At 72.4% G+C, this 21973-nt stretch carries 23 protein-coding genes; 11 read left to right on the forward strand and 12 right to left on the reverse strand.

The window, feature by feature from the left end; translation table 11 throughout:
- Positions 1-29 precede the first annotated feature (29 nt).
- From hydA to BM314_RS20830, 3 genes are all read right to left on the reverse strand, one after another.
- Positions 30-1457 carry a dihydropyrimidinase gene (gene hydA, locus BM314_RS20820; protein WP_091979945.1) on the reverse strand — a complete coding sequence of 476 codons (1428 nt, stop codon included), beginning with the start codon at positions 1455-1457 and terminating at the stop codon, positions 30-32.
- A gap of 229 nt (positions 1458-1686) precedes the next feature.
- Entirely contained in the window at positions 1687-2757 is a 1071-nt protein-coding gene (locus tag BM314_RS20825) for a GlxA family transcriptional regulator (RefSeq protein WP_091979947.1), read from the reverse strand.
- Positions 2754-3314: an isochorismatase family protein gene (locus BM314_RS20830; RefSeq protein ID WP_091979949.1), complete on the reverse strand. Its 561-nt coding sequence runs from the start codon at positions 3312-3314 to the stop codon at positions 2754-2756. Before BM314_RS20830 ends, BM314_RS20825 begins: the two co-directional genes overlap by 4 nt.
- A 120-nt stretch (positions 3315-3434) precedes the next feature.
- On the opposite strand from BM314_RS20830, the gene BM314_RS20835 reads away from it, so the two are divergent.
- The 3 genes from BM314_RS20835 (at position 3435) to BM314_RS20845 (ending at position 5459) form a co-directional block, all read left to right on the forward strand.
- Entirely contained in the window at positions 3435-3845 is a 411-nt protein-coding gene (locus BM314_RS20835) for a Sir2 family NAD-dependent protein deacetylase (protein WP_091979951.1), read from the forward strand.
- Between the two features lie 282 nt (positions 3846-4127).
- On the forward strand, positions 4128-4352 hold the full coding sequence (locus BM314_RS20840) for a hypothetical protein (RefSeq protein ID WP_012320868.1): 225 nt from the start codon (positions 4128-4130) through the stop codon (positions 4350-4352).
- Positions 4353-4664: 312 nt separating this feature from the next.
- On the forward strand, positions 4665-5459 hold the full coding sequence (locus BM314_RS20845; protein WP_091980066.1) for a DUF1194 domain-containing protein: 795 nt from the start codon (positions 4665-4667) through the stop codon (positions 5457-5459).
- Positions 5460-5699: 240 nt separating this feature from the next.
- Here BM314_RS20845 and BM314_RS20850 read toward each other — a convergent pair whose 3' ends face one another.
- The 7 genes from BM314_RS20850 to ispG all read right to left on the reverse strand — a co-directional run bounded on the left by BM314_RS20850 (position 5700) and on the right by ispG (position 13796).
- Positions 5700-6083, reverse strand: a complete 384-nt coding sequence (locus BM314_RS20850) for a hypothetical protein (RefSeq protein ID WP_091979953.1) — start codon at positions 6081-6083, stop codon at positions 5700-5702.
- A 74-nt stretch (positions 6084-6157) separates the two neighbouring features.
- The gene (locus BM314_RS20855) at positions 6158-8488 is read right to left on the reverse strand and encodes a xanthine dehydrogenase family protein molybdopterin-binding subunit (protein ID WP_091979955.1); all 2331 of its coding nucleotides are present in this window, start codon (positions 8486-8488) and stop codon (positions 6158-6160) included.
- The gene (locus BM314_RS20860; protein WP_012320864.1) at positions 8485-8964 is read right to left on the reverse strand and encodes a (2Fe-2S)-binding protein; all 480 of its coding nucleotides are present in this window, start codon (positions 8962-8964) and stop codon (positions 8485-8487) included. Before BM314_RS20860 ends, BM314_RS20855 begins: the two co-directional genes overlap by 4 nt.
- 462 nt (positions 8965-9426) lie before the next feature.
- Positions 9427-9831, reverse strand: coding sequence for a type II toxin-antitoxin system VapC family toxin (locus BM314_RS20865; RefSeq protein ID WP_091979957.1), 405 nt, complete (start codon positions 9829-9831; stop codon positions 9427-9429).
- Positions 9831-10076 carry a type II toxin-antitoxin system VapB family antitoxin gene (locus tag BM314_RS20870; protein ID WP_091681826.1) on the reverse strand — a complete coding sequence of 82 codons (246 nt, stop codon included), beginning with the start codon at positions 10074-10076 and terminating at the stop codon, positions 9831-9833. Before BM314_RS20870 ends, BM314_RS20865 begins: the two co-directional genes overlap by 1 nt.
- Before the next feature lie 63 nt (positions 10077-10139).
- The gene (locus tag BM314_RS20875) at positions 10140-12158 is read right to left on the reverse strand and encodes a potassium transporter Kup (RefSeq protein WP_056523636.1); all 2019 of its coding nucleotides are present in this window, start codon (positions 12156-12158) and stop codon (positions 10140-10142) included.
- Between the two features lie 312 nt (positions 12159-12470).
- A complete protein-coding gene (ispG, locus tag BM314_RS20880) occupies positions 12471-13796 on the reverse strand; it encodes a flavodoxin-dependent (E)-4-hydroxy-3-methylbut-2-enyl-diphosphate synthase (RefSeq protein WP_056523641.1) in 1326 nt (441 codons plus the stop codon).
- A 384-nt stretch (positions 13797-14180) separates the two neighbouring features.
- On the opposite strand from ispG, the gene BM314_RS20885 reads away from it, so the two are divergent.
- The 8 genes from BM314_RS20885 (at position 14181) to deoA (ending at position 20832) form a co-directional block, all read left to right on the forward strand.
- Positions 14181-15308 carry a patatin-like phospholipase family protein gene (locus tag BM314_RS20885; RefSeq protein ID WP_091980068.1) on the forward strand — a complete coding sequence of 376 codons (1128 nt, stop codon included), beginning with the start codon at positions 14181-14183 and terminating at the stop codon, positions 15306-15308.
- A gap of 61 nt (positions 15309-15369) precedes the next feature.
- Positions 15370-15924 (forward strand): glutathione peroxidase, encoded by a 555-nt coding sequence (locus tag BM314_RS20890; protein ID WP_091979959.1) that lies wholly within the window; start codon positions 15370-15372, stop codon positions 15922-15924.
- A gap of 56 nt (positions 15925-15980) precedes the next feature.
- Positions 15981-16616 carry a sigma-70 family RNA polymerase sigma factor gene (locus tag BM314_RS20895; RefSeq protein ID WP_091979961.1) on the forward strand — a complete coding sequence of 212 codons (636 nt, stop codon included), beginning with the start codon at positions 15981-15983 and terminating at the stop codon, positions 16614-16616.
- A 101-nt stretch (positions 16617-16717) separates the two neighbouring features.
- A complete protein-coding gene (locus BM314_RS20900) occupies positions 16718-17485 on the forward strand; it encodes an anti-sigma factor (RefSeq protein ID WP_026605029.1) in 768 nt (255 codons plus the stop codon).
- A 64-nt stretch (positions 17486-17549) separates the two neighbouring features.
- Positions 17550-17990 (forward strand): cytidine deaminase, encoded by a 441-nt coding sequence (locus BM314_RS20905; RefSeq protein WP_091979962.1) that lies wholly within the window; start codon positions 17550-17552, stop codon positions 17988-17990.
- A complete protein-coding gene (locus tag BM314_RS20910; RefSeq protein WP_091979964.1) occupies positions 17983-18807 on the forward strand; it encodes a purine-nucleoside phosphorylase in 825 nt (274 codons plus the stop codon). The genes BM314_RS20905 and BM314_RS20910 overlap by 8 nt, the downstream gene beginning before the upstream one ends.
- Positions 18800-19531, forward strand: coding sequence for a deoxyribose-phosphate aldolase (deoC, locus tag BM314_RS20915; RefSeq protein ID WP_091979966.1), 732 nt, complete (start codon positions 18800-18802; stop codon positions 19529-19531). The genes BM314_RS20910 and deoC overlap by 8 nt, the downstream gene beginning before the upstream one ends.
- A gap of 2 nt (positions 19532-19533) precedes the next feature.
- Positions 19534-20832 (forward strand): thymidine phosphorylase, encoded by a 1299-nt coding sequence (deoA, locus tag BM314_RS20920; protein WP_091979968.1) that lies wholly within the window; start codon positions 19534-19536, stop codon positions 20830-20832.
- A 54-nt stretch (positions 20833-20886) separates the two neighbouring features.
- On the opposite strand, the gene BM314_RS20925 is transcribed toward deoA, so the two are convergent.
- Together BM314_RS20925 and BM314_RS20930 are read right to left on the reverse strand one after the other, a co-directional pair.
- Positions 20887-21204, reverse strand: a complete 318-nt coding sequence (locus tag BM314_RS20925; RefSeq protein ID WP_091979970.1) for a hypothetical protein — start codon at positions 21202-21204, stop codon at positions 20887-20889.
- A gap of 109 nt (positions 21205-21313) precedes the next feature.
- A complete protein-coding gene (locus tag BM314_RS20930; protein ID WP_020093830.1) occupies positions 21314-21952 on the reverse strand; it encodes a class I SAM-dependent methyltransferase in 639 nt (212 codons plus the stop codon).
- Between the last annotated feature and the right edge of the window lie 21 nt (positions 21953-21973).

The raw sequence follows: 21973 nt of genomic DNA on the forward strand, positions 1-21973 counted from the left end.
TGCAGGCAAGCGGCGGGCCAGCGCGGCCGTCAGGCGTCCCGCCGCTCGGCCGGATCGACGGCCCGGTCGAGCACCCGCCCGCGGCCCGGCTCGGACAGGACCCTGCCATCCTCGGCGATCACCTGGCCGCCCGCGATGGTCACCACCGGCCAGCCGGTGACGTCGAACCCCTCCCAGGGCGTGTAGTCGGAGCCGTGGTGCAGGTTCGCCTGGCGGATGGTCTCGCGCCGGTTCGGATCCCACAGGGTCAGGTCGGCGTCGAAGCCCGGGGCGATCGAGCCTTTGCGCGGGTAGAGCCCGTACAGCCTGGCGTGGTTCGTGGCGGTGAGCGCGGCGAACTGGTTGAGGCTGATGCGCCCCTTCGAGACGCCCTCCGAGAAGAACACCGGCAGGCGCGTCTCGATGCCGGGAATGCCGTTCGGGATCCAGCGGAAGGAGGTCTTACCCCGCGGGTTCAGCTTGCCTTGCGGGTCGTCGTAGCGGAACGGGCAATGGTCGGACGAGACCACGTCGAAGATCCCGCGGCGGATCCCCGACCACACCGCCTCCTGGCTCTCGACGTCCCGCGTCGGCGGCGAGCAGACGTACTTCGCCCCCGCCATGGGATCCTCCTGGCAGAGACCCTTCATGTCCTCGGCCGTGAGGGTGAGGTATTGCGGGCAGGTCTCGGCCCGGATCTTCAGGCCCCGCGCCTGCGCCCAGGCGATCTGCTCGGTGGCCTCGCGCCCCGAGACGTGGACGATGACGATCGGCAGGTCGATCAGCTCCGCGTGGCTGATCGCCCGGTGGGCCGCCTCCCGCTCGACGATCTCCGGGCGCGACAGGGCGTGGCCGTAGGGCCGGGTCTCGCCCGCTCGCTCCAGCCGCTCGCTCAGGTAGCGGATCGCGTCGTAGCCCTCGGCGTGGACCATGACCCGGGCGCCCTGCCGCCGCGCGACGTGGAACACGTCGAGGAGCTGGCGGTCGTTCAGCACGAGGTCGTCGTAGGTCATGAAGACCTTGAACGAGGTGTAGCCGTCGGCCACCAGAGCCGGCAGCTCCTGGCCGAGCACCGCCTCGGTCGGGTCCGAGATGATCATGTGGATCGCCACGTCGACGTGGCACTGGCCCTCGGCCCTGGCCCGGTAGGCGTCGACGGCGCCGCGCAGCGAGGCGCCCCGGGGCTGGAGCGCGAAGGGCATCACGCAGGTGTTGCCGCCGGCCGCCGCCGCCCGGGTGGCGCTGGCGAAGTCGTCGGCCATGACGATGCCGGGGCCGGAATCCTGGGCGATGTGGACGTGGCTGTCGATGCCGCCCGGCAGGACCAGCAGGCCGGAGGCGTCGATCACCCGGGCGGCGTCGGCGATACCCTCGGCCACCGCGACGATCCGCCCGCCGCGCACGCCGATATCGGCCCGGACCGTGTCGCTCGCCGTGACCACCGTGCCGCCCCGGATGGCAAGGTCGAATTCAGGCATGCCGCTCACTCCTCCGCGCCAGCGGGCGCGCCGGGCCGATGCACGGTCCGCGCCGATTCGGGCGGACGCAGTCGGCACCGCAGGAGGTCACAGGCGGCCGTTCGGGTCCAGCGGGCAGCGCCATACGCGGAACCACGGTTCCGGCCGAGATCTTCGGCCGTCGTCGCTCTCCCGTCATCACGAGCGCAGCGACGTGACCCAGGGGCGCGCGACGCCGGAAAGCGGAGCGCTACCCTGGATTGCTTCGCTCCGCTCGCAAGGACAGGTGTCTCGCGGGGTGCCTCGGGCGGACCGGCGCGGACGCCCCGTCCGCGGATCCGGCACGCAGGCGCGATGGCGCCGCTGCGTGGAACTGCCGCCAGACGCGGCGCATGTGCCGGGCGGAGCCGAAGCCGGCGCGCTCGGCGACCTGCTCCAGGCCGAGGTCGCTCTGCGCGATCAGCTCCCGGGCCAGCGCGACGCGGGACCGGTTGACCGCGTCCGTCACGGTCATGCCGGCGTGGAGCCGGAACAGCCGCGCGAGGTTGCGCGGGCTCGCGCCCGCGACCCGGCCGAGCCGCGCCGGCGACCAGTCCCGGGCCGGGTCGGCGGCGATCGCGTCCTGGGCCCGGTGGACCGCCGGGTGCAGATGGCTGCGCCCCTCGAGCCAGGGCGAGAGCTGGGGATCGTCGGGCCCGCGCCGCATGTACACGACGAGCGTCCGCGCGACGGCGACCGCCGTCGCCGGGCCCGCCCACTCCGCCACGAGGTGCAGCATCAGGTCGATGCCGGCCGTGACGCCGGCGCTGCTGAACCGGTCGCGGTCCTGCACGAACAGGCGGTTGTCCAGGACTCGGGCCTCGGGGGCCGCCGCCCTCAGCCGGTCGCAGCTGGCATGGTGGGTGGTGCAGACGTAGCCGTCGAGGAGCCCGGCCCGAGCCGCGAGCAGCGCGCCCTCGCAGACGGTCGCCACGATGTGGCCCGGCCGGACCGCGCCGCGCAGCCACGCGACGATCTCGGCCTCCGCGTTGGCGTCGGGCGCTCCGGCCGGCCCGTCGCCGAGCACCTGCGTGGCGGAGCCCGGCAGGAGCACGACCGTCCCGTCCGCCACCGTCTCCGGCAACGGTCCGGCACCGCCCAGGTCGAGCCCGATCGAGCAGCGGGTGAGCGCCCGCGGTGCCGCGTACGCCACCGCGAAGCCGACCCGGTCCTGGACGGTGCCGGCGATCCGCAGCACCTCCAGCGGGCCGGCGAGGTCGAGCAGCAGCGCGCGCGGTGGCAGGACCACGAGGACCGGGATGTGCCGCGCCGCCCCGCTCACGCGGCGACCGGCAGGTCCGGGCCGGCCAGCGCCTGGTCCACGGTGGCGATCCGGGCGAACCGGTCGGTCAGCACCAGCTCGGTGCGGGCCTTGATCTCGTCCGCGCCGAAGCGGCGGCCGTCCGGGTGGGTCATGGCGAAGGTCAGGGTGGCCTCGGTCACGTAGTCGACCTGCCAGCCGTTGTCGGAGGCGTGGCGGGCCGTGGTCTCGCAGCACTGCTCGGTCCGGATGCCCGACACGATCAGCCGGCGGATGCCGTGCTGCGTCAGCCAGCCCGACAGGCCGCTATCGACCAGGGCGCTGTGCCGGCGCTTGTGGAAGGTGGCCGTCGGCGCGATCACGACCGGCGCGAGGGTACGGACGTGGCCGGAGGCAATGGCGAACGGGCCGCTCTCGGCCACGTGGAACACCTGCAGGACCGGGATCCGCCGCGCGGCGGCGCCGTCGATGAGCGCCTGCAGGCGCGCGGTGAAGGGCGGGACATCGGCGTCGTTCCAGAAGGGCCTGTGCCGGAAGGATTCCTGGACATCGATGACCAGCAGCGCAACATCGGACATTTCGTGTCTCCCGCTCAGTGAAGCGAGCCGCAGCATTCACCGGTGGGACGCAGCGGGAAAGAAACCGCACCGCCAACCAGCGGACATATCCAGCCATTCTCAGGCGAACAGGAGCCGCGCGTGACGGACCATCCCAAGACGATCTTCGTGCTGACCGGGGCCGGCGTCTCGGCCGAGAGCGGGCTCGGCACGTTCCGCGACCGCGGCGGGATCTGGGCGCGGTTCGACCCGATGAAGCTCGCCACACCGGAGGCCTACGCGGCCGATCCCGACACGGTGCTCGACTTCTACGACCATCGCCGCCGCGGCGCGATCGAGGCGGCGCTCTCCGAGGCCGACCTGTTCGTGGCCGTTGGCACGTCGGGGGCGGTCTACCCGGCGGCCGGCTACGTGCGGAAGGCCCAGGCCCTCGGCATCCCGACCTGCGAGGTCAACCTGGAGCCGTCCGACAACGCCGACGCCTTCGACGCGACCCGCTACGGGCCGGCGAGCGTTGCGCTGCCGCGCTACCTCGACGAACTCGGCCTCTAGCGGGGCGACCGGCCGACGGCGGGGATTCGGGGCCGGCCGCGGACGGGGCCAACCACGCGGCGTTCGCCTTCGGGCTCGCCAACCTGTTGTGCGAACGGGGTTTCTCGGCCCGTGCTCCGCCGGACCGGGCCAGGATCAAAATCTTAAATGATGCGAATCACTTCGGCGCGAGCTGTCAAGAACTGGTCGGGCAGTTGCCCACGGGTTACAACAGTCAAGCTCGGGATCGGCGTCGCGGCCTACCCGAGCGTTCGTTGAAGCCACAAGGGGAAGCAACTACCCATGCAGCACTTCACCGTAACCGACCGCGAGCGTGACACCGTCCTGGCGGCACTGCGCTATTACCAGTTCTACCGGATGCAGGGTCATCCGTTCGACCCCCGTCAGGATCATCTGATCGACACCATCGCCGGCCGGGCCGGCGAGGCGTTGGACCTCGCCGAGATCGACGATCTCTGCGCCGGCCTGAACGGCAACCCGCACGCCCTCGCCGCCGCGGCGGCCTGAGGCAGCTTCCGGGGAGGCCGAGGCCGCCCTCGACGACCCCGCGGCCGGCCCAGGGACGGGGCCGGAGGACGGGCAACCTCCGAGATGAGCGGCCACCGCCGCCGGAGCGAACCTTCCTCACCGGGGCCGGGCTTCGCGCCCGAACCACACCCTGCCGACGCGCATCCGGGCTTGCCCCGCGGCGCGTCGGTCCGACGGGTGGGTCCGCGCGGCGGGCCCCCCGAAAGGCCGGTTTCGCGCGACGCCGAAACGTGGCCTAACGGATGCGCGACGGCCGCAGGGCCGCGCCTTCCGGGAGCGCCGAGGCCGATGATGCGGACGGGTTCGCGACGGATCCGCCGCGGCGTCCTGCGGGGCGCCGTCCTGCTGCTCCTCGGGCTCGCGCCCGCCACACCCGAGCCCGTTCAGGCCGCGCCCGAGAGCGTCGCCACCGCGCTGGTCGTCTCCGTGGACGTGTCGCAATCCGTCGACGAGGCGCGCTTCCGGCTGCAGATGGAGGGCATCGCCGAGGCCCTGGAGGATCCGTCGGTCCTCGGCGCGATCACCGGCAATCCGGGCGGGATCCTGTTCGCGATGGTCACCTGGGCGGACCGGGCGACCCTCGCGGTCGGCTGGCGGCGGATCGCCGGCCGGGCCGATGCCGCGGCGGCCGCGGCCCTGGTGCGGGCGACGCCGCGCCAGGCGGGCGAGTTCACCTGCCTCGGCCAGATGTTCCGCACCGTGACCGCCGCCGTGCTCCCGGCGCTCCCGGTCCCGGCCGAGCGCGTGGTGGTCGACGTCTCCGGCGACGGGATCGACAACTGCACCGACGCCGACAGCCTCGCGGAGGCGCACCGGTCGCTGCTCGACACCGGCGCGACGGTCAACGGCCTGCCGATCCTGGTGCCGGGCGAGAACGACGTGGTCGGGGCCGGGGCCTACCGGGCGCCCGGCTACGGCCTGCTCCCGACGCCGCTGCCGCAGGAGCGCACGGGCCTGGAGCAGTGGTACCGCGCCCACGTCATCGGAGGCCCGGGCGCCTTCCTGCTGGCGGCCGCCGGCTACGGCGACTTCTCGCGGGCGCTGCGGCGGAAATTCGTGATCGAGATCAGCGCGCTGGGGCGGTGACGGGGCTCTCCCCGGACGTACGTCACGCGGATCGAATTTTGCGCTCGCGGCCGGCCCTGAGCCAACCGTGACGGGCCGGCGCGGACCTGACGGAGGCTGGGGTATTACGCGCTCCGTCATCATGAGCGAAGCGACCCAGGGCAGCGCGACCTCGGAAGGCTTGGCGTGACCCTGGGTTGCTTCGCTACGCTCGCAAAGACGGTGGGGCAGAAACGGATAACCGGGAAGCGTATCAGCCCCTCAGGGTGCCTTCTTCAACTGCTGCTCGGCGCGGGTGAGCGCCGCCTCGCACGCCTTCGCGTCGCCTTTCTGATCCGCCGTCCGCGCCTCTTCCAGGGCGACCTTCGCCTGCTGGGCGGCGTCCGCGCCCTGGCCGGCCTGGGCCGACTTCTCCGGCGGCGCCTGCGGCGACTCGTTCGCCCGCTGGCCCTCGGTCCCGGTGACGCCCTCGCCGCCGCGCTTGGCGGCGTTGCCCTGGCCGCTGGTATTGGCCGAGATCGACTGGCTCACCTCGGACTGGACCCGCTTGGAGACGCCTTCGATCCGGTCGCCGCAGGGCGAGGCGAGGGCGGGGGCCGCCGTCAGGATCAGGGTCAGGCAGGCCGTCAGGGCGGGACGCATCATTGGGTCGAGTACTTTCCAAGAGAATGGGGCCGCGGGTTTCCCCACGGCCCCAACGCCTCGCGACGGGTGACGGTTCAGGCGCTCAGCTGATCGCGGATCGGCAATTGCCGGACCCGCCGGCCGGTGGCCGCGAAGATCGCGTTGGCGATGGCCGGCGCAACCGGCGGCACGCCGGGCTCGCCGACGCCGCCGAGCGGACCGTCCCAGCGGCCGGTCGGCACCAAGTGCACGCGGACCGCCTTCGGGGCGGCGTCGATCCGGAGGACCTCGTAGCCGTCGAAGTTGTTCTGGACCGCCCGGCCCTGCTTGAAGGTGATCTCGGAGGTGAGGGCGAGCCCCATCCCCATGACCACGGCGCCCTCCATCTGCGAGCGGATGCGCTCCGGGTTCACCTGCGGCCCGCAATCGACCGCGATGTCGATCGCCTTCACCTTCACCTGGCCCTTGTCGTCGACCTCCACCTCGGCCGCCACCGCCGTGTAGGTGACGAAGCTGTAGTGGCCGGCGATGCCGAGGCCGGTGCCCTTGGGCATCTGCCGCCCCCAGCCCGCGCCCTTGGCGGCCGCCTCGATCACGCCGCGCAGGCGCCCGGTCTCGATCGGGTAGAGCTTCGGGTCCTCGCCGTAGTTCCAGACGTCGCCGATCTCGGTCGGGCTGATCTTGCGATCCGGTCCGATGAGCTCGAGCAGGTACTCCTTCGGCTCGCGGCCGGCGGCGTGCGCCAGCTCCGACACGAAGGACTGGATCGCGAAGGCGTGCGGGATGTTCGACACCGAGCGGAACCAGCCGACGCGGACATGGGCGGCGGCCTCGGGATTCTCCAGCCGCATGTTCGGGATGTTGAGCGGCGTGTTGACCAGCCCCATCCCGAGTTCGAACGGCAGCTCGTGCTTCGGATCGGGCGCGAAGATCGAGCCGATCGTCGGCGCCACCGAGCGGTGCAGCCACGCCACCGGCATGCCCTTCTCGTCGAGGCCAGCCTCCAGATGCTCCACCGAGATCGTGTGGTAGAAGCCGTGGTGGAGGTCGTCCTCGCGGGTCCAGGCGAGCTTCACCGGCGCGCCGCCGACGGCCTGCGAGCACAAAGCCGCCTCGACCACGTAGTCGGGCTTGGACTTGCGGCCGAAGCCGCCGCCGAGCAACGTGACGTTCACCTTGACCTTGTCGTCGGGCAGTTTGAGCGCCTTCATCAGGCGATCGTTGGCCGCCTGCGGACCCTGCGTGCAGGCCCAGGCCTCGCAGAACCCGTCCTTCACCCGGGCTACCGCCGCCGGGGGCTCCATGGGGGCCTGGGCGAGGTGCGGCACGAAGTACTCGGCCTGGACCTTGGTCTTGGCCTTGGCCATGGCGCCGTCGACGTCGCCCTGCGTGCGCACGACCTTGCCGGGCTTGCGCGCGGCGCCCTCCAGCTCCTTGCGGAACGCGTCGGTATCGTAGCCGGCGTTCGGGCCGTCGTCCCAGGTGATCTTGAGCGCGTCCCGGGCCTTCAGGGCCGCCCAGGTGTTCTTGGCCACCACGGCGACGCCGCCGAGCGGCATGAACTCCGAGGGGATCGGGGTGGCGTCGATCTTGAAGATCTTCACGACGCCCGGGACCTTCTTGGCCTCGCTGTCGTCGAAGGACTTCACCGTGCCGCCGTAGACGGCCGGGCGCGCGACGACCGCGTACAGCATCCCGTCGAGCTTGGTGTCGAGGCCGTAGACCGCCTTGCCGGTGGTGATGTCGAAGTTGTCGATCAGCCCGACCTTGCCGGTGCCGATGTAGCGGAAGTCCTTGGGATCCTTCAGCTTGACGTCGGTGGGCACCGGCAGCTCGGCGGCGGCCTTGGCAACCGCGCCGTAGCCGAGGGTGCGGCCCGACTTGGCGTGGGTCAGCGTGTGGTTGACGGCCGTCACCTCGGAGGCCGGCACGCCCCACTGCTTGGCCGCAGCCTGGATCAGCATCAGCCGCGCGGCGGCGCCGGCGTGGCGGAAATGCTGGAAGAAGTGGCGAGTCGAGCGCGAACCGTCCGTGTCCTGGTTGCCGAAGCGGGTCTCGTCGCCCCAGGCCTGGACCACCTTCACCTTCGACCAGTCGGCCTCCAGCTCGTCGGCGACTGTGAAGGCCACCGAAGTGCGGATGCCCTGGCCCATGTCGGAGCGGTGGTTGGTCACGGTGACGGTGCCGTCCGGCGCGATCGCGACGAAGACCTTCGGGTCGTCGCGCCAGCCGTGCGGCATGCCGTCGGCGCCGAATTTCTGCTCCTTCTGCTCCTTGGTCTGGGTCTCGTCGGCCCGAGCGGGGCGGAGCGAGAGGGCCAGCACCAGGGCGCCGGCACCGCCGAGGATGCCGCGGCGGCTGACATTGTCGAGGGCCGGCCTGGTGCCGGCGGCGCGCTCAGCGGTGAGCTTGGCGTCGTGGATCACAGGCGCTCTCCCTTGCTGGCGGGCGCCGGCTGGCCGGCGGCCTGATGGATCGCGGCGCGGATGCGCGGGTAGGTGCCGCAGCGGCAGATGTTGCCGCTCATCGTGGTGTCGATGTCGTCGTCGGTGGGCTTCGGCGTGTCCTTGAGGAGGGCGGCCGCCTGCATGATCTGGCCGCACTGGCAGAAGCCGCACTGGGCGACGTTCTGGTCGCGCCACGCCACCTGCACGGGATGGTTGCCGTCCGGCGACAGACCCTCGATGGTCACGACCTCCTGGCCGGCGGCCGCCGAGACCGGCGTGATGCAGGCGCGGGTCGCCGCGCCGCCGAGATGGATGGTGCAGGCCCCGCAGAGCGACACGCCGCAGCCGAACTTGGTGCCGGTGAGCCCGAGCTCGTCCCGCAGATACCACAGCAGCGGCATGTCGGGGTCGCCGTCGAAGCTGCGCGCAGCCCCGTTCACGGTGAGTTTGATCATCGTTGCGTCCTGTCTGGCGGCGCCGGAGCGGCGATCAGTCGGGTCCGAGCCGGGCCGGGGGCCTCGGCCGGCTTAGCCGGCTCACGTTCCCCGGTGCGGACAGGCCGCGGGGCGAACGCTCAAGCTCAGAATAATAAATATTCTAAGGCACGCGGCGGGGTCGGCGCAACGCGGGGACGCGGCCGGTCATCCCCGAGCCTCTGCGCCCCGGGCATGCCGCGTGCGGCGGCGCACATGGGCGACCATCGATGCGGAGACGCGGGCGGGTCGATTCAGGCCGGCGGCCCGGTCAACCGCGCGCCATGGCCGCGGTTGGTTCGAAGCGCGAACGCATCGTTACGCCCCGACATAGCGTGTCGATCCTCAGGCGTTTCGCTCGCGAGGACGGCGTTTCGCGTCCAACTCAGAGCCCCTGGCACTGACCCATTCCGGATGCAACCGAGGCACGTCGGTCGCAGACCGTCACGGCACGGTCTCCAGATCCGTCCTGCGGAACTCGTCGGCCGTGGCCAGGATCGGCGTGCGGTAGAACCGTGCCGCCGCGTAGTGGAGACAATCGCCGAGGTTGAGGCCGTGGCGGCCGGCCCGGTATCGATGCGCGGCCGACAGGGCGAGCGCCGTCGTCTCGCTGGCCGGCGGCAGGTCGCAGATCTCGATGCCCCTGGCCTCGAGAAATTCGAGGACGATCGGCCCGACCGCCTCGACCGTCATGTCGAACTTGTCGGGCCGCGCGAGGGCCAGCACCGTTTCGAGGACGGCAATGGGCGACGTTCTGCTTTGGTGTGCCGAGGCGAGCGCCGTGGAGATCCGCTCGGCCTCGGGCTCGTCGGCGAGCAGGGCCACGATCGCGGACGCATCCACGAACATCAGGCGCTTTCCCACATCGCGTCATACGCGTCCCGCGCGAGAGGCACGCGGGCGGTCTCGCTGAGCGCGACCCCGTGCTTCTGGCGCACCCGTGCGGCGGTCTCCCGCGGGGACTCCTCCCGGTGGCGGCGCTCGATCGCCTCACGCATGGCGATGACGATCGCCTCCGTGATGCCGACTCCCGCCAGGGCGGCGAACCGGCGTGTCAGCGCGTCGGCCTCGGGATTGTTGACGTTGATCGGCATGCGGTCGGCCCTCGGGCATGATGTAGATAAGCCCTTCCGCCGATCTACACCAGCGTGCGGCCCTCAGACCGTCACCTGCGTCCCGACCTCCACCACGCGCCCGGTCGGGATCTGGAAGAAGTCCGTGGCGTCGTTGGCGTTCTTGGCGAGGGTGATGAAGATCCGGTCCTGCCAGAGCGGCATGCCCGAATGCGCCGCCGGCCGGATCGAGCGGCGCGACAGGAAGAACGACGTCGCCATGATGTCGAACTTGAAGCCCTGGCGGCGCAGCAGCACCAGCGTCTTCGGGATGTTCGGCGTCTCCATGTAGCCGAACTTCATCACAACCTTGTAGAAATGCGGGCCCACCGGCTCGATCCGCACCTTGTCGGCCTCGTTCGAGCGCGGCGTGTCCACCGTCTCGACGGTGAGGATCACGTTCTTCTCGTGCAGCACCTTGTTGTGCTTGAGGTTGTGCAGGAGCGCCGCCGGGGCGATCTCGGGATCGCTCGTCAGGAACACCGCAGTGCCGCGCACGTGGTGGGGCGGGCTCTTCTCCAGCATGCCGACCAGCTCGACCAGCGGCACGTCGGTCTTGCGGGTCTTGTTGAACAGGATCGTCACCCCGCGCACCCAGGTCCACATCAGGATGATGAGGCCGCCCGCGAGCAGCAGGGGTACGTAGCCGCCCTCCACGACCTTGATCAGGTTGGAGAGCAGGAACAGGAACTCGAGGACGATGAAGGGCAGCATCACGGCGGCAGCCGCGACCGGCGACCACTTCCACATGCGCCACATCACCAGGAAGGTCAGCGAGGCGGTGAGCAGCATCGTGCCGGTCACCGCGATGCCGTAGGCCGAGGCCAGCGACGACGAGGTCTTGAACAGCACGGCGAGCAGCACCACGCCGAACATCAGGAGGGCGTTGATCTGCGGCAGGTAGATCTGGCCGGCATGCGACTCGGAGGTGTGGCGGATCTCCAGCCGCGGCAGCAGGCCGAGCTGGATCGCCTGCCGGGACAGCGAGAAGGCACCGGTGATCACCGCCTGGCTCGCCACCACGGTGGCGATCGTGGCGAGCACCACCATCGGCAGCAGGCCCCAGGCGGGCACGAGCTGGAAGAACGGATCGGCCGTGTCGGGCTTCTCCAGCACCAGGGCCGCCTGCCCGAGATAGTTGAGGGCGAGCGCCGGGAAGACGAGGCAGATCCAGGCCACCTGGATCGGCTTGCGGCCGAAATGGCCGAGATCGGCGAACAGGGCCTCGGCCCCGGTCACCGCCAGGAACACCGCCCCCAGGGCGATCAGCGCGCCGCTGCCGTGGCCGAGCAGGTAGTGCACGGCGTGCCAGGGATTGAGCGCGCGGAACACCTCCGGGTGCAGGGTGATGTGCGGCAGCGCCGCGAGCGCCATGGCGAGGAACCACACGACGGTCACCGGCCCGAAGAAGGCCGCCACCTTCCCGGTCCCGCGGTTCTGCACGAGGAACAGCGCGACGATGATCACCACGGTGATCGGCAGGACGTACTCGTCGAGGGCGGGCGTGACGAGCTTCAGGCCCTCCACCGCCGAGAGGACCGAGATCGCCGGCGTGATCACCGCGTCGCCGTAGAACAGCGAGGCGCCGAGGAGTCCCAGCATGAACACGATGCGCGAGCCGCCGAGCGCCTTCCGGGCCAGCGCCATCAGCGAGAGGATGCCGCCCTCGCCGTTGTTGTCCATGCGCAGCAGGATCGCGACGTACTTGACCGTCACGATCATGAAGAGGGCCCAGAGGATCAGCGACACGGTGCCGATCACCTCCTCGGGCAGCAGGATGCCGTCGGTCCGGGCCGGGACCAGGGCCTCGCGGAACGCGTAGAGCGGGCTGGTGCCGATATCGCCGTAGACGACGCCGACGGAGCCGACCAGCAGCGTCCAGAACCCGGCATGGCCGTGCTGGGTCTCGGCCTTTTCGGGGGCGTCGAGGCTGCCGGCAGTGGCCGGCCCGTGCGTCGGCGCCGGGGCGCCGGTCTCGTCGGCGGCCTGGGCGGCCGCGCGCGCGGCGTCGGGGGCTGCAGGCGCGGGCTGGGGGGCTACGCCGGGTGCGAAGGTTTGGCTCATGCGGATGTCGGAAGCTCGGGCGTGGCCGGCGCTTCGCGGTTCGGCTCAGGGGCCAGTCGGGGCCGGGCAGAAAACGCGAAGACTCCGCCGAACCGTGCGGGCCGGCCACCGGGCCGACCGCTCGCGGGATCGTGCGGCCTTGCTATCATGCCCTCGTGCGCCCGGAAACCGTGTGCACCCGCGAAGAACGCGGAGCTGGGTCTCGGCACGGCGGGCCACGCCGCCAACGTTAACCGGACGCGCGGCGCCCCGGAGCGACGGCGGGAGGCGAGGCGGTCTCCGTCTCGCGGGACCTGCGCGTCGGCCCGCCCGTCACTCGGCGGCGGTGCGGTTCCCGCCCTGGCCGAATCGGCGCTCGATGTAGTCGATCACGATCGTCTCGAAGTCCTTGGCCAGCGTCGGGCCGCGGAGCGTCATCGCCTTCTTGCCGTCGATGAAGACCGGCGCGGTCGGGGTCTCGCCGGTGCCGGGCAGCGAGATGCCGATATCGGCGTGCTTCGATTCGCCCGGGCCGTTCACGATGCAGCCCATCACGGCCACGTTCAGCCCCTCGACGCCTGGATAGGTCTTCTTCCACTCCGGCATGGAGGTGACGATCCAGTTCTGGATGTCGCGGGCGAGTTCCTGGAACGTGGTCGAGGTCGTGCGGCCGCAGCCCGGGCACGCCGCCACCATCGGCACGAAGGTGCGGAACCCCATGGTCTGCAGGAGTTCCTGGCTGGCCTTGACCTCGACGGACCGGTCGCCGCCCGGCTCGGGGGTCAGCGAGTAGCGGATCGTGTCGCCGATCCCCTCCTGGAGCAGCACACCGATGGCGGCCGAGGCGGCCACGAGGCCCTTCGAGCCCATGCCGGCCTCGGTCAGGCCGAGATGGATCGCGTAGTCCGAGCGGCGCGCCACCTCGCGGTAGACGGCGATCAGGTCCTGCACTGCCGAGACCTTGGCCGAGAGGATGATCTTGTTCTGCGGCAGGCCGAGCTCCACGGCGCGGTCGGCCGAGCTGATCGCCGAGCGGACCATCGCCTCGCGCATCACCGCCCGGGCGTCGATCGGCCGCGGCGCCTTGGCGTTCTCGTCCATCAGGTGGGTGAGCAGCTCGCCGTCCAGCGAGCCCCAGTTGGCGCCGATCCGCACGGTCTTGTTGTGCTTGATCGCCTGCTCGATGATCGCCGAGAACTGCGTGTCCTTCTTGTCCTTGAAGCCGACGTTGCCGGGGTTGATCCGGTACTTGGCCAGCGCCTCGGCGCAGGCCGGATGGTCGGCGAGCAGCTTGTGGCCGATGTAGTGGAAGTCGCCCACCAGTGGCACGTGGACGCCGATCCGGTCGAGGCGCTCGCGGATCTTCGGCACCGCGGCCGCCGCCTCGTCGCGGTCGACCGTGATGCGCACGAGTTCCGAGCCGACCCGGGCGAGCTGGGCGACCTGCGCCACCGTAGCGTCGATGTCGGCCGTGTCGGTGTTGGTCATCGACTGGACGACGATCGGGGCGCCGCCGCCGACGGTGACCGCGCCCTCGCCCTCGCCGACCGTGACGCCGACGGTGCGGTGGCGCGGGGCGGGGCCGGCGATCTCCGGTCCGCCGCCGGCCAGCGGGTTGTCGGCGGGGTTCTCGGAACGGGTGGCTTCCATGACTTCCATCGTGGACTTTCGCGGGCGCGCCTCGCGGGTGCCGGAGCCGTGACGGCTGCCGGGCCGGTCCCGGGGACACGCCTCGCCGGAACTTCGGGGCTGCCGCGGGTTAGCTGCGGACGACCCGGCGCCGCGTCAACCCGGCGCCGCGCGGGGCAGCATCGCGCAGGACAGCATCGTGGCTGTCATGTCGTATCCGGGCGCGGATGTCGAGTTTCCTGCACGTCCCGGAGGCACCCGCCGCCGTCACCGGCCGGTTTTCGCCGGACTCTGTTGCCGATTCGCTCGGGCCGGGACAGGTGCCGGCGCGGGGCGGGCACCCCGCCGCGATCCCGTCGCACGGTTGATGCTGCATCGCAGCATCCCATCTGTGTGGTGGATCAGGAGGCCGACATGAGCGAGCAATTCGGTGGCGCCGAGCCGCACAACCCCGCCACCGCCGTTCCCGAATCGCCCGTCACCGACGCGATCGAGGCGCAGCCGGCGCAGGTGCCGGGCCCCGCGCTCGCCGGGCCCAAGTTCGAGAAGCCGGTGGCGCTCGCCCTCCAGGGCGGCGGCGCGCACGGCGCCTTCACCTGGGGCGTGCTCGACGCGCTCATCGAGGACGGCCGCCTCGGCTTCGAGGCGGTGACGGGGGCGAGCGCCGGGGCGATGAACGCCGTCGTCCTGATGGATGGCTGGCTGAAGGGCGGCCCGGACGGGGCCCGCGAGGGTCTGGAGCGGTTCTGGCGCGAGGTCAGCCTCGACGGCGACCTGGGGCCGGCCCAGCGCAACCTCGTGAGCGGCCTGTTCAGCCTATGGAAAGGCAACCCGGTGGCCGAGTTCTGGGCCAAGATGCTGGCGCCGAGCCCCTACGTGTCGAACCCGCTCAACATCAATCCGCTGCGCAAGGCGCTCGCCGAGCAGGTCGATTTCGACCGCCTCCGCGAGGCCGACACGGCGGGCCTGTTCGTCTCGGCGACCAACGTCTGGACCGGCAAGCTCGCGGTGTTCGAGCGCGAGCGCCTGACCGTCGACCACCTGATGGCCTCGGCCTGCCTGCCCACGGTCTTCCAGGCGGTGGAGATCGACGGCGTGCCCTACTGGGACGGCGGCTACCTCGGCAACCCGCCGCTCTACCCCCTGCACCGCGGCGCCCAGACCCGCGACATCCTGCTCGTGCAGATCAACCCCGTGGAGCGGCGCGAGACCCCGCGCACGGAGGCCGAGATCCGCGACCGGCTCAACGAGATTACGTTCAACGCGAATCTGATGCGGGAATTGCGGGCGATCGACTTCCTCGACGGGCTGATCGAGGAGGGCACCCTCGGCCAGGGCCAGTACCGCCGGGTCCTCGTGCACCGGATCGACGGCACCGACGCCCTTGAGGATTACAACGCCGCCTCCAAGCTCGACGCGCGCTGGACCGTGTTCAAGCGCCTGCGCGACAAGGGCCGCGCCGCCGCGCAGGCCTGGCTCGCCGAGAATTATGACGCAGTCGGCCGAGACTGTACGGTCGACCTGCAGCAGGCATATCAGTGAGGTAATCCCGCATCCGACCCGGCCCATCGGGGCCGTGGGCGGTCCGAGCCGGAGATCTGACATGACCCTGCTGCGCCGCGAGGCTCTCATCCTGATCGGCCTCGGCCTCGCCGGCACCGCCCGCGCCGCCGAGGCCGCGCGGGCCACGGACTTCACCTTCGAAACGCCCGAGGGCGCGCCGATGCCGCTCTCCGCCTACGCGGGGAAGCCGATCCTCGTGGTCAACACCGCGACAGCGTGTGGCTATGCCGGGCAGCTCACCGGGCTGCAGACGCTCTGGACGCGGTTCGGCGATCGCGGGCTCATCGTGCTGGGCGTCCCGTCGCCGGATTTCGGCAACCAGGAACCCCTGGACGGCCCGGCCATCGCGGAGGCGGCGCGGAGGAATCACGGCGTCACCTTCCCGCTCACGGCCAAGACCCGGGTGAAGATGCCGGGCGCCCACCCGTTCTACCGCTGGGCGGCGGCCGAGCGCCCCGCCGAAACGCCGCGCTGGAACTTCCACAAGTACCTGATCGCCCGCGACGGCAGCCTCGCGGCGGCCTTCGCCACGCAGGTCGAGCCGACCGATCCGCGGGTGATCTCGGGGATCGCCGCCACCCTCGACCAGGCCTGACCGCGACGCCGGGCCGGCAGGCGGGATTAAACGTGCGGCCCCCGCGTTCACACATCATGGCATCGGACAAGAACAAGCGCGCGGACCTCCTCGACCTGCTGGTGCCCCTGCGGCGCTACGCGCGGTCGCTCACCCGCGACACGCTGCGGGCCGACGACCTCGTGCACGACACGCTGGTGCGGGCCCTGGAGATGCAGGGTTCGCTCCGGCCGAACACCAATCTGCGCACCTGGATGATGACGGTGCTGCACAACGCCTTCATCGACGAGCAGCGCCGCCGGCAGGTGGAGGCGCGGCACGCCGACACGCTGGTCCGGATGACCGAGGACATGGCGCCGCCGGCCCAGGAGGGTCAGGTGCGCCTCGCCCAGATCCGGCAAGCCTTCCTCAAGCTTCCGGAGGAGCAGCGCGCCGCGCTCCACCTCGTCACCCTGGAAGGCATGGCCTACGCCGACGCGGCGGCCGTGCTCGGCATCCCAATCGGCACGCTGATGTCCCGTCTCGGCCGCGGCCGGGCGGCCCTGCGGGCCTTCGAGGAGGGGACGCGGACCGACCGCGGCTCCGACGAGGCGGAGCCCGCCAAGACACCCGAGACGCGGCGCGGACCGCCCTCCACCCTCCGGCTCGTCGTGTCCGACGAGCCGCGGGAAAGGTCCGCTTGGCCTCTGCGACGCGCCGTCGGAGAGAGCTGAGCGCGGAGCTGATGAAGGACCGGCACCCGCGGGCGCCGGTGCCGACTGACGATTGCGACCGGCGGATCGCCTCCGGGCACGCTGGATTCGAGGACTTCACGATGATCGATCCGATCACAGACGACGATCTCATCGCCTTCGTCGACGGCCAGATCGACCCGATGCGCCGTCTCGACGTCGAGGCGCACCTCGCGGCCAATCCCGAGGCCGCGGCCCGGGTGATGGCCGAGATGCACGATCGCGACGCCCTCAGGGCCTGCTTCGAGCGCGTTCCGGGGCCCGGGCCGGACCGGAACATGGTCCTGGCGCGCCGCTTCGACCGGAACCTGCGCTGGCGCCGCGTCGCCTCGCGCCTGAAGCGGGCCGCCGCGATCGCGGTGCTCGTGGGCGCGGGCTGGCTGGCCCACGACGAGATCGGCCGCTTCGGCGTTCCCGACACCCTGGCGGCGACCCCGGATCCGGCCCTGATCGCAGACGCGCGGCAGGCCCGGGTCGTGGCGCAGCTGCGCAAGAGCATCGGTGGCCAGGCCGACGATCCGGTCTACGACCGGGCGCGCCTCCGCTCGGCGACCGGCATCGACCTGCCGGCCCTGCCCGACGGCTGGCGGGTGCGCGACATCCAGGTCTTCCCCGCCCGGCACGGCACCGGGATCGAGGTCGCCCTCGAGACCGAGCGCTTCGGCGAGGCGTCGCTGTTCGCCACCCGCGGCATCCGCGGCGGACCGACGACGCTCATCACCGGCTCGGACGACGGCGACGTCGTCTCGTGGAACGCGGGCGACACCGCCTACGCCCTGAGCGGCCCGCGCAGCGACGCGGACCTGCGTCAGGCGGCGAGCCTCCTCGGCGCCGGTCCGGCGACCCGCTGAGCGCCGCGCCGGACTCCCGCCCGGGGCCTCGACAGGGCGCCCCGGCGGGTGCCAAAGATCGGCCATGCAGGCCGCGGATCCAGCACGGGACCCAGCACGGGACGATGACGGGCTCGCAGCCTTGTTCGAGGCGGCGCGCGCGGTGCGCGCGCACGCGCACGCGCCCTATTCCCGCTTCCCCGTCGGGGCCGCGCTGCGCGACGAGCGCGGCGCGATTCACGCCGGCTGCAACGTCGAGAACGCCGCCTACCCGGTCGGAACCTGCGCGGAGGCCGGGGCGATCGCCGCCATGGTGGCGGCCGGCGGCCGGCGCATCGCGGCGATCCTGGTCTGCGGCGACGGCAACGGCCTGGTGACGCCCTGCGGCGCCTGCCGCCAGCGCATCCGCGAGTTCGCCGGGCCGGACACCCCGATCCACGCCGCCGGTCCGGGCGGCGTCGCCCGCACCTTCACGCTGGCGGAGCTGCTGCCGGAATCCTTCGGCCCGGAGACGCTCGGTGAGTGAGGCGGCCGCCCGCGACGCCCTGCGCGCCGCCGGCTTCGCGGGTCCCTACGCCTGCGCGGTGGTGACCGGCACCGGCCTCGGCGGGATCGCGGCGGCCCTCACGGACGCGAGCGCCGTCGACTACGCGGCGATACCCGGATTTCCGGGGCCCGGCGTCAGCGGCCACGGCGGCCGGCTGCATCGCGGCCGCCTCGCCGGGCGGCCGGTCCTGATCTTCGAGGGGCGGGCCCACGCCTACGAGCGCGGTGACCCGGCGGCGATGCGGGTGCCGCTCGCCTGCGCCCGGCACCTCGGCGCCCGCCGCCTGCTCCTCACCAACGCCTCCGGATCGCTGCGGCCCGCGACCGGGCCCGGCTGCCTCGTGCTGCTCGCCGACCACATCAACCTCTCCGGCCTGAACCCGCTGATCGGCGAGGCCAGCGACGCCCGGTTCGTGCCGATGACCGAGGCCTACGACCCGGACCTGCGGGCGCGGCTCCGCGCGGCGGCCGGGGCCTGCGGCGTGCCCCTGGGGGAGGGAGTCTACGCGTGGTTCTCGGGCCCGAGCTTCGAGACGCCCGCGGAGGTGCGGATGGCCGGCATCCTGGGCGCCGACCTCGTGGGCATGTCCACCGTGCCGGAGGTGATCCTCGCCCGGTTCCTCGACCTGCCGGTGGCGGCGGTCTCGGTGGTGACGAACCTCGCGGCCGGCATCGCCGGCGGCGCGCCGCACCACGCGGAGACGAAGGAAGTCGCGGCCCGGGCCGCGGAGGATCTCGGCCGCCTGGTCCGGGCGTTCGTGGCCGGCCTGCCCGACGGAGAGACAGCCGATGACTGACCCCGAAGCCGGCGCGGTCGCCCGCCGGGCCCTGCCGCTCCTCGACCTCACCGACCTCGGCGAGACCTGCACCGAGACCCGGATCGACGTCCTCTGCCGGGACGCGAAGCGCGGCGGCGTCGCGGCGATCTGCGTCTGGCCGCGCTTCGTCGCGCAGGGCGCGCGGGCGCTCGCGGGCACCGGGATCCGGATCGCTACGGTCATCAACTTCCCCGCGGGCGGCGAGGACTGCGCCCGCGCCACCGACGACACCGCCGAGGCCCTGCGCGACGGCGCCGACGAGATCGACCTCGTCCTGCCCTACGGCGCGCTGCTGCGGGGCGAGGCGGCGGTCGCCCGCGACATGGTCGAGGCCGTGCGCGACACCTGCGGATCCGCGACCCTCAAGGTGATCCTGGAGACGGGTGCGCTCGCCGAGCCGGAGCGGATCCGGGAGGCCAGCCGGATCGCCCTGGAGGCGGGCGCCGACTTCCTGAAGACCTCCACGGGCAAGAGCCCGGTCTCGGCGACCCCGGAAGCCGCCGAGGCGATGCTGGCCGAGATCCGCGCCGGCGGCCGCCCCGCGGGCCTGAAGGTCTCTGGCGGCCTGCGCAGCGTCGCCGACGCCGCCACCTACCTCGACCTCGCCGACCGGTTGATGGGTCCCGGCTGGGTGAGCCCGAGAACCTTCCGGCTCGGGGCGAGCAGCCTGTTCGAGACCCTGATGCGGGCACGGACGCTGTGAGCGTGCGGCTGCCTCAGGAGACGATCCGGGCCAAGCGCGACGGCCAGCCCCTCGATCCGGACGAGATCGGGGCCTTCATCCGCGGCCTCACCGACGGCACGGTCGGGGAGGGGCAGGCGGCGGCCTTCGCCATGGCGGTGTTCTTCCGCGGCCTGTCGCTGCCGGAGCGGGTGGCGCTCACCCGCGCGATGGCGGAATCGGGCCGGATCCTCGCCTGGGACCTGCCCGGGCCCGTCCTCGACAAGCACTCCACCGGCGGCATCGGCGACGCGGTGAGCCTGCCGCTCGCTCCGATGGTCGCGGCCTGCGGCGGCTACGTTCCGATGATCTCGGGGCGCGGCCTCGGCCATACCGGCGGGACGCTGGACAAGCTCGGCAGCATCCCGGGCTACGACGCCACGCCCGGGCTCGACGCGTTCCGCCGGGTCGTCGCGGAGGTCGGCTGCGCCATCATCGGCCAGACCGCCGAACTCGCGCCCGCGGACCGGCGCCTCTACGCGATCCGCGACGTCACCGGCACGGTCGAGTCCCGCGACCTGATCACCGCCTCGATCCTGTCGAAGAAGCTCGCCGCCGGGCTCGACGGGCTCGTGATGGACGTGAAGCAGGGCTCCGGCGCCTTCATGGCGGGCGTGCCCGAGGCGCGGGCGCTGGCCCAGAGCATCGTCACGGTGGCGGAGGGGGCCGGCCTGCACACCGCCGCGCTGATCACCGACATGGACGCGCCGCTCGCCAGCGCAGCCGGCAACGCCGTCGAGGTCGCCTACGCGCTCGACTACCTGACGGGCGCGCGCCGCGAGCCGCGCTTCCACGCGGTCACGGTGGCGCTGGGCGCCGAGATGCTGGTCGTGGGCGGCCTGGCGCCGGACCGCGACAGCGCCGCGGAGCGGCTGGAGCAGGCCCTCGCCTCGGGCCGGGCGGCCGAGGGCTTCGGCCGCATGGTCGCGGCGCTCGGCGGACCGGGCGATCTCCTGGAGCGGCCGGAGGCGCATCTGCCCGCCGCGCCGGTGCGCCGGGCGGTCCGTCAGGACGGGACCGTCGCGGGGATCGCGACGCGGGCGCTGGGCCTGGCGGTGATCGGGCTCGGCGGCGGCCGCACCCGGCCGGAGGATCCGGTCGACCCACGGGTCGGCTTCACGGATCTCGCCGGTCCCGGATCGTCCGGCGGGCTGCTCGGGATCGTCCACGCGGCAGACGAGGCCGCCGCGGACCGGGCGGAGGCCGCGCTGCGGGCGGCCTACCGGATGGGCGACGCGCCGCCGGAGCGCCCGCCCGTCCTCGAGCGGGTGGGCGCCGGCTAGCGGGCGCGCCCGGCCATCACGGAGCCGTGGCCGGGCGCGGCGGGCTCGGAGCCCTTACCAGCGGCCGTAGCCGTGGCGATGGCCCCAGCCGCCGTGGTGATGGTGACGCGGGCCGAAGCCGCGGTGCCCCCAGCCGTGATGGTGGCCCCGGCCCCAGCCGTGGTGGTGATGGCGCGGGCCGTAGCCGCGGTGACCCCAGCCGCCGTGGCGGTGCCCGTAGCCGTAGCCGTACTGGACGGTCTGGACGTCGCCGGCTTCCGCCTGCAGGCCGGCGTCGTGACCGAGGGGCGCGGCCATGGCCGGCGCCGCGAAGGCGAGTCCGCCGAAGGCCAGGGCGGCGGCCAAACGGGTCCGTGCGGTCTTGGTGAACATCGGCGTTCTCCTGATCCACGCCGGTCGCCCTGTGGCGTCCGGCCGTGTCTCAGGTGTGCGCCTTTCCAGTTGACGCAAACGTGACCTGTTCGCTCAGGCCGTGTTCAGGTCAGGGTCGGCGGTAGACCCAGACCCGCGCCGGCGGCAGGTTCAGCCAGACCCGGTTGGAGCGATCGGCGGTGTAGCTGCCGGCCTCGCAGCGGGCCGGGATCGGCGGAACGACCGCGTAGGTGAACTGCACGAAGGGCGCGCCCGGCCGCATCAGGTCGTGGGCGGTGTTGAGCAGGTCGAGCCGCTGCTCCAGCGGCTTGGTGAACAGCGGCAGGCTCGAGATCGTCGCGGCGGCGGGCTCCGTCAGCACGTCCTGGAGGCTCGCGCGCATGTTGTAGGCGTCGCCCTGGATGACCCGCACGCCCGGGAAGCGATGGGTCAGGAGGCGGCAGAAATCGGGGTTGAACTCCACGAGGATCAGCCGCTCCGGCGCGACGCCGCGCCGGATCAGCGCCTCGGTCACAGGACCGGTGCCGGGGCCCAGCTCGACCACGGGCCCTTCGAGGCGCGGGTCGACGTAGGCCGCCATGGTCCGGGCGAGCATCTTGCCCGAGGGCGTCACGGCCCCCGTGACCAGGGGGCGCTCCAGCCAGGACCGCAGGAATCGGGCCTCGTCCTCGAGGGGGTCGCGCCGCGGCCCGAAAATCGCGCTCCTGCCCGCAGGAGCCTTCGCGTTGGGACGGCGGAGCGGCGGCAAGTCCTGGATTCCTTGATGCCG

This window comes from Methylobacterium sp. 13MFTsu3.1M2 (assembly GCF_900112625.1).
Taxonomy (GTDB): Bacteria; Pseudomonadota; Alphaproteobacteria; order Rhizobiales; family Beijerinckiaceae; genus Methylobacterium.